Origin of the sequence: Bradyrhizobium sp. Rc3b (genome assembly GCF_900114915.1) — a bacterium.
In the GTDB taxonomy this organism is placed as follows: Bacteria; Pseudomonadota; Alphaproteobacteria; order Rhizobiales; family Xanthobacteraceae; genus Bradyrhizobium.
Genome location: NZ_FOUS01000016.1, coordinates 163698 through 177027 on the forward strand (window position 1 = coordinate 163698; position 13330 = coordinate 177027).

The 13330-nt window shown below is 62.8% G+C and carries 2 protein-coding genes and 1 pseudogene; 2 read left to right on the forward strand and 1 reads right to left on the reverse strand.

Translation table 11 applies throughout. The features are described 5' to 3' along the window. Positions 1-82 precede the first annotated feature (82 nt). Entirely contained in the window at positions 83-11485 is an 11403-nt protein-coding gene (locus BM190_RS41660; RefSeq protein ID WP_092261621.1) for a VCBS domain-containing protein, read from the reverse strand. 876 nt (positions 11486-12361) lie between these two features. Between BM190_RS41660 and BM190_RS31990 the strand changes: the two genes are divergently transcribed. Next, complete coding sequence (locus BM190_RS31990) at positions 12362-13048, forward strand: hypothetical protein (protein ID WP_092261622.1); 687 nt, start codon at positions 12362-12364, stop codon at positions 13046-13048. Between the two features lie 57 nt (positions 13049-13105). Beyond that, positions 13106-13330 (forward strand): annotated as a pseudogene (locus BM190_RS31995) (helix-turn-helix domain-containing protein); the annotation flags it as partial.

The window sequence follows — 13330 nt, forward strand, 5'->3', positions numbered from 1 at the left end:
GGGCTCGCGCGCCGATTGCCGGACGGCGGCTCCGGAGACAGGCCGGCAGGCGGCCAACGCCTTCTCCGAAGCCGGTTCCCTCTCAGCTCAACAGGAAGTTGCTGTTGTGCAGCGTGCCGCTCGCATTCTGCAGGCTCACATCCATATCACTCGTTCCGTCGCCATCGATATCGATCTGAAGATAGTCGTTACCCGGCCCGAAGTTCTGCAGATGAGCCGAGGCATGATTGCCGCCGAGCAACGCCGCATTCTCCACGTACTCGATGTGACCGCCGGCGACGCTGATGCCTGAGAACGTAAAGCTGTCATTGTCGGCATCGAAACTGTGAATGGTATCCGCGGAACCGGCGGCGGAATCCGCCGTGCTGACGAAGCGGAAGTTGTCATGGCCCGCACTGGCGAAGATCTCATCCGCACCGGCGCCGGCAGTGATCGTGGTGTTACCCGACGCATTGCCGATCGTGATCCTGTCGAAATTCGCGGCGGCATTGACGGTTTCGACATTGGTCACCGTGATGTCATAGACATTCGCGTTGAAGTTCAGAGTGTCGTCGCCGCCGCCGAGATCGATCGCGTTCGCCGGGCTGCCCTGCAACGTCAGAATGTCGTCCGACGAGCTCCCGTTGAGCAGATTCACGTTCCACAGATTGTCGAACGAATTGCTGCCTGCGGCGAGATTCAGGACGTTGGCCGTCCCTTCACCGAGATTGACCGACACTCCGGACACGGTGTTCAGAAGCGTGACCATATCGTCCGACGGGTTGAGATTTCCGGTAAAATCACTGCCGTTGAGGTTTTCGACACCAGTGATGCTGACCGAATTCACCCCATTGGCGAGCGACACCAGATCGTTTCCACCGCCCATGTCGATGACGATGCCGTCGACGGTATTCGTCAAGCTGACTGAATTATCGCCGGAATTGCCGTTGATGTGCTCGACGCTGAGCGCGGCGAATGCCGCGAAGTTTCCGTTGAGAACGATCGTATCCTCGCCATCGCCGAGGTCGACCGCGACGCCGTTGGCCGCGGCGATCGCACCGGTCACGGTCAAGGTGTCGTCGCTCGCGGTTCCGTGCACGTGGTTGACGTCGTAGATGTTCACGAACGAGTTCGCGCCGGCTGCGAGATTCATCGTATTGTCGCCGTTGCCGAGGCTGATGTTCAGGCCTGTGACAATCGTCGATAAGGTGAGCACGTCGTTGACGCCGGGCGTCACGCCGAAATCGGACCCGCCGACTCCCTCGACACCGATCAGGCTGAGCGTGTTGGCGCCGCCCGCGAGACTGAGCTGATCATTGCCACCCCCGAGGTCAACGACCAGTCCGTTGGCGGTCGTCGTGAGGTTGACGAACTCGTCGTTGCCGTTGCCGACAAGGTTTTCGACACCCGAGAGATTGAGCGTGTAACCGTTACCGAAGGTGCCGTTGAGCAGGACGGTATCGCCCGTCCCGGCTCCCAGATTGATCCCGTGTCCGAAGATGTTGGCTCCGACGCGAAGATAATCATCTCCAGCCGTTCCGATCACGGGTGCCGTGTTAGAGAACTGTTGCGTCGAGAGGTCGATCGGACTGCCCGAAGCTCCCGACGACAACAGCACGATGGCGTCGCTGAACTGCAGCGCTTCGACATTGGTCAGACTGTCGGTGCCGTCGCGATTCACGACATTGTCTTGAACCTGGATGGTTCCCGCCGTCGTGACGGTGTATTGCGATTGCGTACCCGAGAAGATCACCATGTCGGTGCCGGCGCCGCCGTCGATCGTATCGTTGCCGCCCTGGCCGGTGATGCCGTCGTTGCCGCCGCCTGCGTTGATCGTGTCGCCACTACCGCCGCCGAAGAAGAACTCGTTATTCGAGCCGCCGACGAGCGTGTCGGCCTGGTTCGACCCCTGGACGCTGTTGACGCCTCCCGTGATGAAGTCTGCGCCGGCCGCACCGCTCACAATTCCCGTCGAAAGATCGACGGAAACTCCGCCCCCGCTCGCCTGAGAATACGAGACCCGCGTATTGCCGTTGCCGGTGATGGTGTCGTTACCGAGCAGGCCTTCGAACAGGTTGAAGGTGCCGAACGATCCGGCCGAAGTCACGCCGGTGAAGCCCGCGGCATTGTAGGTGTCGTTCAGGTTGCTGCCGGTCGCGCTGTTGACGCCCACATAGGTATCCGTGCCGATGGAGCCGCCGCCGGTCGCAGTTCCCGCCTGCAGGTTGACCGTCACCGCATCGGTCGCGCTGGAATAGATGATGCGGGTGTTGCCATTGCCGGTGATCCCATCGTTGCCGGCCAGACCTTCGAACTGGTTGAAGTTGCCGTTGTTGCCGACGTTGTTGGTTGCGGCGTTCTGGAAACCAACGGCGCCGAAATTCGTGGCCGTGAAGACGTCGTTGAACGTGGTGCCCTGGGCACCCTCGATTCGGCGGAACGTATCATTGCCGATCGAACCGTCACCGGTCGCGGTGCCTGCCGTGAAGTCGATGGTGACCGGGCCGGTGGAGAAGTAGATGTTATTATAGCTGATGACATCGAAGCCACCGCGGCCGTCGATGAAGTCGTCACCGGCAAGTCCGGTGAAGGTCTCCGTGGCCGTGGTGATATCGCTGCCGCTGATGGTGTCGTTGAACATCGAGGCCATCACGGCGTTGACGCCGCCGAACGTATCGTTGCCCGTGGATAAGTCACCGCTTGCAGTACCTGCCAGCAGATCGACCGTCACCGCGCCGGTGGCGTTGGTGAATGCAACGCGCGTGTTGCCGTTACCGGTGATGCTGTCGTTACCTCCCATGCCGATGAATTCGTTGAAGGTGAGGTTGGAACCGGCATTTTGACTGCCCCCGCTGAAGCCAACGGCGTTGAAGACGTCCGCAGCGTTCGAGCCGCGCACTGACTCGACCGATCGCAGCGTGTCGGTGCCGACCGTCGCGGCGTCGCCTGTCACGGTTCCCGAGGCCAGTTGAACGTTGATCCCGCCCACTGCGGCCGGGTCGAGCGCGTAGTCCGCCCGATCGAAGCCAGCCCGGCCGTCGATGAAGTCATCGCCGGCGCGGCCTTCGAAGATTTCCACGGTTCCGGCGCCGTTGGTGCTGCCGAGCAGTTGGTCGCCAAACCCAGAGCCGACAACTCCCCCAAAGCCCGAGCCCACCAGGATATCGGTACCGACCGAAGCATCTCCCGTCGCCGAATGGGCCGCCAAATCGACGGTCACGCCGCCCGTTGCGTTGGCATACGAGATGCGCGTCAGGAGCGCACCCAGGCTGTTCATCGCGCCCGTGATGCTGTCGTTCCCGCCGCGGCCTTCGAAGTCGTTGAAGCCCACATTGGTCCCGGCAATACCGGTATCGCCCGCAAAACCGGTCGCGTTGAACGTGTCGGCATAGTCGCTGCCCACGATCCCCTCAACATTCACCAGCGTGTCAGTGCCGACCCCTGGACCTGTCACGGACCCTGCCGCGAGATTTGCGGTAACGCCTCCCATTGCAGCGACATAGTCGGCGCGGTCGAAGCCGAGGCCGCCATCGAGCAGATCATTGCCATCGAGGCCCTTGAGGCGATCGTTGCCGCCGAGGCCGCTCAGGCTGTCGGCATAGGCGGTGCCGACCAGCGTATTTGCGCCAGCGTCGCCGACGAGATTCACGCCTTGCCCCAGGATGAAGTCGGCAGCCGTGAGGTTCGACAGCGTCACGTTCAGCAGCGTGAGGGTGTCGCCATTGCCGAAGTTGATGACCGTGTTCGGCCCTTGTTGTGTAGAGAGCGCCTGAATGTCGGCAAGGGTCGAGACACCAGGGATCCCCGTGAGGTCGATCTTGTCGGCGTCCGTCTGCAGGAAGTCGCCGATGGTATCGGCGCCGCCGCCGGCAGCGTAGACAAAGGTGTCTGCACCGATGCCGCCGTTCATGCCGTCGTTGCCGGCACCACCGCTGAGCAGATCGTTGCCGCCGTTGCCGAACAGCTGGTCGTTGCCGCCAGAACCGGTGATCGTGTCGTTGAAGTTCGAGCCCGCAACGCTGGTCACCCCTCCAATGATGGTGTCATGACCTACCGAACTATCGCCGTCCACAGTACCGCTTGCGAGGTTAACGGTCACGCCGCCGGTCGCGTTGGCGAACAGCAGCTGCGTGCTGCCGTTGCCGGTGATGAGGTCGTTGCCGGCGAGGCCCTGGAAGGAATTGAAGCCGATGAAGCCGGTCGCGTCGTAAGTGTCGGCGAAATTGCTGCCATAGACGCTGTTGACGCCCGTGAAGGTGTCGTGCCCGACCGACACGTCGCCCGCGACCGAGCCAGCGTTCAGGCCGACGGTGACGCCGCCGGTGGCATTCGTGTAGAGCAGTCGCGTGCTGCCGTTGCCGGTGACCTGGTCGTCACCGCCGAGGCCCTCGAACTGGTTGAAGGTGCCGTTGTTGCCGATATTGAGCGCACCGGCCTGGCCGTAGCCCGTCGCCACATAGGCGTCGGCGTAGCCCGTGCCTTGAATGCCCTCGATCGAACGCAGGGTGTCGGTTCCGATCGACCCGTCGCCGGTTGCCGTGCCCGCCGCCATGTCGATCGCGACGCCACCCGTGACCGTGCTGAGGCTGTTGTAGATGGCAACGTCGAAGCCGGCGCGGCCGTCGATATAATCGTCGCCGCCAAGACCGGTGAAGTTGTTGTTGAAGCTGCTGCCCAGCAGCGTATCGGCGAAGGTGGAGCCCTGCACCGCATTGACGCCGGTGAAGCTGTCGGTGCCCTCGGTCGCACCTGTGGCGCTGCCGGCAACCGTAACCGCATTCGTGGTCCCGACGACGCTGGTCTCGAGGTCGACGCTGACGCTGGAGGCCGCGATCTGGTAGTTCAGGCGGGTGGAGCCGTTGCCGATGATGGTGTCGTTGCCGCCGGCGCCGGCGAAGTCGTTGAAGGTGCCGGAGGAGCCGACATTGGTCGCCCCGACCTGACCGAAGCCGGTCGCATCGAACGTGTCGTCAAAATTGGTGCCGCGCGCGGCTTCGACGTTGCGGATCGTATCGGTGCCGACCGTCGCATCGCCGTTCACGGTGCCCGCGGCGAGGTGAACATAGATGCCCGAGGTGGTCGTCGTATCCGAATTGTAGGTGACCTGATCGTAGCCGCCGCGGCCGTCGATATAGTCGTCGCCGCCGCGACCTTCATAAGTCTCGTAGGTGAAGGCCGCATTGTCGCTGCCGTAGAACGTGTCGTTGGAGGCCGAGCCCCAGATCGTCGAGACGTTGGAGAAGGTGTCGTGGCCCACCGAAGCATCGCCATCGGCGGTCCCTGCCCCGATGTCGACCGTGACCGCGCTGGATGCGCTCAGATAGGACAGTCGCGTCACTGCCTGCCCCAGGGTGTTGAGATCGCCGACGACGCTATCGTCGCCGCCGCGCCCTTCAAACTCGCTCTGGCCGGCGGCTACGCCGGGCAGACCGGTCGAGCCGGTAAACCCGGCCGCGTTGAACGTGTCGGCATAGTTGCTGCCGACCACGCCTTCGATGTTGACCAGCGTGTCCTTCCCGACGCCGGGTCCCGAGACGGTGCCGGCCGCGAGGTTGGCGGCGATGCCGCCGGTCGCATCGGTATAGATGGCGCGGTCGAAGCCGGAGCCGCCGTCCAGGAGATCGCTGCCGCCGAGGCCCTGGAGGCGGTCGTTGCCGCCGAGACCGCTGATGGATTCGGCATTGGCGCTGCCGACGAGGTCGTTGGCGTTGTCGTCGCCGACGATCGGCGCGGCCGGCGTGCCGAACAGGAAATCGCTCGCCGTCAAGCTGTTCAGATCGACGTTCTGAAGCGTGAGGCCGTCGTTCGAATTGAACGTGATGACCGTGTTGGGACCGTTCTGCACCGCATGCGCTTGCAGATCGGAGAGACTAAAGATGCCGTAGACGCCGGTCAGATCGAGCTTGTCCTGGCCATGGACGAAATCCTGGATGAAGTCGAAGCCGCCGCCGCTCGAATAGACGAAAGTGTCCACACCGGCGCCGCCACTGAGGAAGTCGTTGCCGGATCGACCATCCAGGGTGTCGTTGCCGTTGCTGCCGGAGAGGCCATCGTTGCTGGCGCTGCCGACGATGGTGTCGTTGAAGTTGGACCCCAGAACGTTGAACACGCCACCGGTGATGATGTCGTGGCCGACCGAGCCGTCGCCATCGGCCGTGCCCGCGGTGAGGTTGATGCTCACACCGCCGGTCGCGTTGCCATACTGGATCTGGGTATTGCCATTGCCGGAGATGGTGTCGTTTCCGGCATTGCCCTGGAATGTGTTGAAGTTCGCGTTGGCGCCGGTGAAACCCGTTGCGTCGTAAACGTCATCAAGACTGCTGCCCACGGCGCTGTTGACGCCGGTGAACGTGTCGTGACCGGTCGAGCCGTCACCGGTGGCGGTGCCACCCGCGAGATTGACGGTCACCCCGCCGGTCGCGTTGGCGAAAATCAGACGCGTGTTGCCATTACCGGTGATGACGTCGTCACCACTCAGCCCTTCGAACTGGTTGAAGGTCCCGTTGTTGCCGATATTGGCCCCACTCGCGCCGTAACCGGTCGCGTCGTAGGTGTCGTCGAAGTTGGTGCCCTGAATGCCCTCGATCGATCGAAGTGTATCGATGCCGTTCGATGCATCGCCGGTGACGATGCCGGCCGCCATGTCGACGGTGATGCTTCCCGTGATGAAGAAGATGTTGTTGTAGGACGAGACGTCAAAGCCGCTGCGACCGTCGATATAATCGTTGCCGGCAAGGCCGGTGAATGTGTCGTTGGTCGCCCCGCCCAGCAGCGTGTCGTCAAACATCGATGCCTGAACGGCGTTGACGCCGCTGAATTGGTCGGTTCCGACGGATGAATCGCCGGTGGCAAAGCCAGTGACGAAGTCGACCTGGACGCCAGCCGTCGCGTTGTTGAAACCGAGCCGCGTGAAGCCGTTGCCGGTGACGATGTCGTCACCGCCATTACCGGTGAACTCATTGAACGTCCCGTTCGAGCCGGCATTGACGCTGCCCGAGCCGAAACCGACGGCATTGTAGGTATCGGCGAAGTTGGTGCCGCGGATCGCCTCGATCCCGCGCAACGTATCGGTTCCGATGGTCGAATCGCCGGTCACGGATCCGGCGGCGAGATTGACCGTAATTCCCGTCGTGGTGTTCGGATCGACATTGTAGTCGACGCGGTCATAGCCACCGCGGCCGTCGATGTAGTCGTTGCCCGCAAAGCCCGAATACACCTCCGCGGTGAACATCGGATTGTTGCTGCCCAAAATGGTGTCGTTATACGCAGAGCCCCAGACGCCGTTGAAGCCGGACCCGACGAGCGTGTCGTGACCGACCGATGCATCACCCTGTGCATAGCCGGCGGCAATATCCACCGTCACCGCGCCGGTGGCGCTGACATAGGACACGCGCGTCAGCTCGGCACCCTGGCTGTTGGTGTTGCTGATGATGGTGTCGTCGCCGCCTTTGCCTTCGAACTCGTTGTAGCCGACGGGGCTACCCGGGACATGGGCGTCGCCGGTGAAGCCCGCCGCGTTGAACGTATCGGCAAAGTCGCTGCCGATGGCAGCTTCGATGTTGACGAGGGTATCTGTTCCCACGCCCGCGCCGGACGCCGTTCCGGCCGCGAGGTTGATCGTGACGCCGCCGGTTGCGTCGGTATAGACGGCGCGATCGAAGCCCGGGCCACCGTCGAGGATGTCGTCACCCGAGCCGCCGCCGAGATAGTCCTTGCCAGCTCCCCCGAAGAGGATGTCGTTTCCGTCACCAGCGCTGATGCGATCGTTGCCGTCCTGGCCGTCGATCAGATCGTTGCCTGCTCCGCCCGAAAGCAGGTCATCGCCGAGCGAGCCGAACAGGGCATTCCCGACCGGGGTCAGCACGGCACTCTGGACCTGCTGGTCGAGATTCTCGACATAGAGCGTCGTGAGCTCAGTTACCGAATCCGGGTCGGAGAAATCCGTCGCAGCCAGTTGCTCGGCAGCCGCGCCTTGAGCGACCTGGCCGGCCTGCGCCAGCTCGGTGACGCTCGTGGCCCCCTGAATGCTGTCGTTCGCGGCAGCAACGACCTCGATAACCGTCGCGGCGGCCGCCGCGTCGACGCCGGAGGACGTGACGACGCTCTGAACCGTTTCCGGAGACGCCAGATCGAAGACGGGCGCGCCGGGCCCGCTCAGGGAGGCCGTAATGGCGCCTGCAATGGCTGTAATGACCGCGCCCGTCTCCACGCCGACGGCCGACACCTGGGCGACCGTGCTTTGGACCTGGATAGCCGCCGCAAGCACCGCCGTTGCCGTCGGATCGCCATTCACCGCAGCGGGCACGGGATCGTACGACAGCAGGTCAATGGGGTTGGCGGGATCAGAGGCGAGATCGACGTTGAACGCGGCCGCAATGGCGTTGATGGCTTGGTCCACCGTCAGCGGGTGCTCGTCGTTTGCCGTGCTATCGACCAGCGCAACGATCAATGTCGTCAGCGGAGTGATGACGGTGGAGCCCTCCGGCGCCCTCAGCACACCGGCGACCTGCAATCCCGTCGAGATATCGACGCCGCCGATACTCACGAGCGGACCGGAGCCGCCCGCCAGCGTAAAGCTGCCGTCAGCCCGCGTCGTCGTGTACGCCTCGCCTGCGTCAAGTATTCCATTGTTGTTGGCGTCAGCAAATACGGTCGCCCCGCCGATATAGCCGTCGATATCCAGCGCGTTGATCTCGTTGGCACCGGACGTCACCGTCAGCGCGAGCTCGGCTGAGCTCACCGCCTGATGAATGCCGTCGTCGGAGATGGCGGTGACCTGCAGTGTGAACGGATCGGTGCTGCCGACGGCGTGGTTCGGAATCAGAACGACGTTCTGAATGGAGTCGCCCGTCACGAGCCAGGCGCCGTCCCCGATCGCTGCGCCGTTCTGGACCGTAAAGCTCGACGGCACCCCCTCGATCTTCACCGACAAGGTGCTGCTCTGGTCGACCTTATCGGCGGCAATGTGAAGCGTGATGTTTCCGTCGGCGGCGCCCGATGAGTCCTGAACGCTCAGATTCGGCGCGTCCTGCGCGCCATGGATATCGAAGCTGATGTTCTTTGTCGTGCCGTCGACCGACGTAACCGTGAAAGTCTCCGTCCTGGTGTCGTTGGCGCCGAGATACTGAATAGCGGCGTTGTCGACCGAATAGGTGTAGTGGCCGTCGGCCTGCAGCGTCACCGTGCCGAGGTTGCTTGGTGCCGTGATCTCGCCAGCTTGGAACGCGGCCTGATTCTGGTCGGCGTCGAGGATGGACAGCTGCCCGGACGCCGTCAGCTGGCCGTCCTCGGTGACGTCGTGATCGCCAACATTGCCGATGGTCGCGCCGTCGTCCTCGCCGTGGATTGTGAACGTGACATCCTTGGAGCTGCCGTCCTGAGAGATGACCCTGAACGTATCGATCTTGGTTTCGCCGGCTCCGAGATATTGCGCGGCGTTGTTGGCGACGGTGTAGGTGTAGCTGCCGTTGGCCGAGAGGTTCAGCGTGCCGAGATTGCCCGGCCCTGTGAGCACGCCGGCCTGGAACGAGGACTGGCCCGCGTCCGGGTCGCTGACCGAGATGCTGCCCACGGCGGTCAGATTCCCGGCGTTGTTCGCCGCAAGGTCTTCCGTCACATCGGCAATGGTGGGATCGCCGATCGTCGCCGCGTGGTTGCCGCCGGCCGGGCCGTGAACGGTGAAGCTGACCTGTTTGGTGGTGCCATCGACGGCGGTCACGGTGAAGGTATCGACCTTGACGGTACCGGCCGCCAGATTATGCGCAGCGCTTTCGGCCACGACGTAAACATAGCTGCCGTCGCCCGACAGCAGCAGGAAGCCGAGATTGCCGGCAGCGGAGCCAACGGCCGGCTTGAACGCCGCTTCGCCCTGATCAACGTCCGTGATTCCGATGCTGCCGGATGCGGTGAGCACGAGTGCGGACGGATTGTCGTAGACATCGTGAATCGTGGGTGTGCCGATCACCGCCGCGTCATTGACGCCCTTGATGACGAACGAGATTTGCTTGGCCGTGCCGTCGAACGACTTGACGGTGAAGGTTTCGACCTTGGTGTCGCCCGCACCGAGATATTGCACGGCGCTGTTGGCGACCGAATAGTTGTAGGTGCCGTTGGCATTCAGCGTCAATGCGCCCAGATTGCCCTGCCCTGTGATCACGCCGGCCTGGAACGTGGACTGGTTCTGGTCGGCATCCGAGATCGAGATCGTGCCTGACACCGACAGCGTCGGCGTGCTCGCGTCCTCGGTGACGGTGGTGAAGGCGGGCGCGCCGATCACGGCGGCATCGTTGGTGCCGTGAACCGTGAAGGAGACCTGCTTGGCCGTGCCGTCCAGCGCGCTGATCGTGAACGTCTCGACCCTGGTCTCGCCGGCGCCGAGATATTGAACGGCGCTGTTGGCGATCGAATAGGTGTAGCTGCCGTCGGCTTTCAGGGACAGCGTGCCGAAATTGCCCACCGCGGATACCACGGTGGTCTTGAACGCCGATTCGCCTTGATCGACGTCGGAGATCGCGATCGTCCCGCTGAGCTTCAGGGTCGGATTGCGGGAATCCTCGGTGACATCGGCAGCCGAAGGCGTGCCGATGATTGCGGCATCGTTGGCGCCCTGGATCGTGACGGTCGCCGTCGCTGTCGATGTCAGGCCGGCGCTGTTAGTTACGGTGTAGGTGAAGCTCTCGCTCGCGGACTGGCCGGCGCGCAGTGACTGGAACGCCGAACCCGGCGTATAAGCGATGCTGTGGCCGTCGGCGGCGATGCTGACCGTCCCCAAAATTCCCTGCGTGTTGACGGAGGTGACGCGCAGCGTCCCGCCCGCGGGGTTGGTGTCATTGGCGAGCACGTTGATCGCGGTGGCGCCGGCATCCTCGCCGATCGTGACCGCATCGGCATTGGCGACCGGTTTCTGCACGAGCGAAACCTGGAAGACGGCGTCGTTATAGTCGGCGTCGCCCGGCGCGGTGTAGGTGCCGTTGGACCTGCGCGTCGCGGCGGAGTCCTCCCAGGCGATGGTGCCGGTTGCGCCGTCGGCGGTGTCGCCGGCGAGCTTGGCTGCCGTCTGCTGGCTGCCCATGACCGACGAGGCATAATCGACGCCGCCCGCGTTCTTGGAGGTCTCGGTGAACAACGCATTGGCGCCGGCGCCCCTGAGCAGGTCGGGCTTGCCGGCAACGTAAATGACGTTGCCGTTGGCATCGACATCGGCGACCGCCCAGGTGCCGTCCGAGAGCTTGATGACCTTGATGGCGCCGGAGAGATCGTCGGCATCGTTGCGGCCCGGCGCCGCGCCGTCGGGAATGAGGAAGAACTGGATCTTGCCAAGATCGGCGGTGTTCACCGCGAAGTCGACATAGGAGACACCGGGGGTGAGGGCGCCAGCCCCTTGCGAATCCGCATTTGCGAACAGAATTCCGCCGAGCCCTGTTGAGCTGTTGTACCAACCAAAGGTGTTGCGATAGGCCGCGGACTCCGAGACAAAACTGGCGCGCAAAATCGTCTGGTCGCTCATGGCGAGCCCCCCTTTAACGTTCTGATGCTCAAAAGTTCGCCGTCAGCCCAACGGCGCGAGTTGGAAATGAAATGGTCTTGTTATGATTGTATCGGGTATCGATTCGACGAGGCGCCGTTGCCCGACGTCGAACGGCGAAGTCCTGTCACGGAGCGACGAAGGACTTCTGATAATTGCAAATTGTTTTCATTGTTGCGTGACTGCGTCAAGACAGCACAGCTGCTAACCTTAAGCGCAGTGTGAATCGGACTGCGCAGCCGAGAAAGCGCGCGTTCCAGGTTTGCGATTGCGCCCGATTTCGGCAAACCAGAGGATCGAAGCTCTACCGAATTGCAGCACAATACGGGATGGAATGAAGCGATCGCCTTGCCTCCCCGGCTGGCCTTGACCAGATCGCTTAAGCTGCCGAGAAAATGGATTGCGACCGTTGATAGCGCAGCTGAACAATTCGCGCCGCGCCGGGCAACACATACTGCGACACTCTGACGCGCACAGATATCCCCACAGATCGATATCGGGAGCCGAAAGCCGTCGTCGAGATCCGACTGACTCAAGCAAAGCAATGTCATCTCAATTCCTGGTGCGGCAAATATTTCTCTTCCATGGAATAGCGCCGGCACATCTGGACGCATGACCCGAATGGGTCATTCCGGTCCGGGCGCCGCCGCCTGCCGCAGCCATCCGCTAGACTTTCGTCAAGTGCGATTTTTCAGGAAAAACAGGCAAGGGGGGCTTGCTTCGAGCCGCCTCCTCACGAAGCATCGCCGGTCAGGGAAACGCATTCCGGGGCCCAAATGTCGGGGACTTGCATGCATGCAGCAAGGATGCATGCGGGCTCGCAACGAAATGCGTGGGGTTAGGCGGAGGGGGCCGCGCTTGAAAGTCGACAAAATCGACGATGCGGAGCTGTCGAAGGTCCTCAATCGACTTGGCGAAGCCGCCGTGAATCCGGAAGCATGGCGCGACATCATGGATGACATCTGCAAGGCGGTGGGCGCGTCGGCGGCCCTACTCCTTCAAAGCGATATCCGGACCCCGGACGTTCCACGCACGGCGTCGATTGCGGAGGCTACCGAGCTCTACTTTAGGAATAACTGGCATCTGAGGGACCCGCGCGCCAAGGGCTTTCCGCGCATGATGGCGGGAGAGGTCGTGACCGACCTCGATGTGATGACGCCGGAGCAGATTCGCGCCGATCCCATGTACAACGAGTTGCTGTTTCCATCCGGATTCCGCTGGTTCGCCGGCATCGGCTTCTGGGCCGACAGCGCCGCGTGGGCATTGACAATCCAGCGAACCGGCCGCGAAGGCCCGTTTGAGGCAATCGACAAGCAGCTGCTTGCCCAATTGGCGCCGCGCCTGACCGAGACGGCCACGCTCGCGACGGTCGTCGGCAGGACTACACTCACCGCGATGACCGATGTTCTGGACCGGGTCCGACAGCCCGCGTTGATCCTCAATCGGGAAGGAATGGTCCTGCGCACCAACGCGGCAGCCGAAACGGGATGTCATTCGGCCTGCAATATTGACCCCCTAAGCCGGGGGATCGGCGTCCAAAATTGACCCCCTACAGGTTGGTCTGTTGCGCTGCCTGCTTCGTAACAAAGCAGGTGGTGGAGGATGCTGGTCGTGGAGACGATTGCGCGGATTCGGCGCGAGCACTTCATCAAGGGCAAGACGATCAAGGAGATCGCCCGTGACCTGAAGGTGTCACGGAACACGGTCCGCAAGGTTCTAAGGTCGGGAGAGACCTCCTTCGAGTATGAGCGGCAGGTGCAGCCGCGGCCAAAGCTGGGACGATGGGCAGTAGAGCTTGACGGATTGCTGGCGGCGAACGCGGCCAAA

What these genes read in the sequence shown, in the direction of transcription:
- BM190_RS41660 (WP_092261621.1), bottom strand. Translation starts at nt 11,485, where the DNA reads ATGAGCGACCAGACGATTTTGCGCGCCAGTTTTGTCTCGGAGTCCGCG.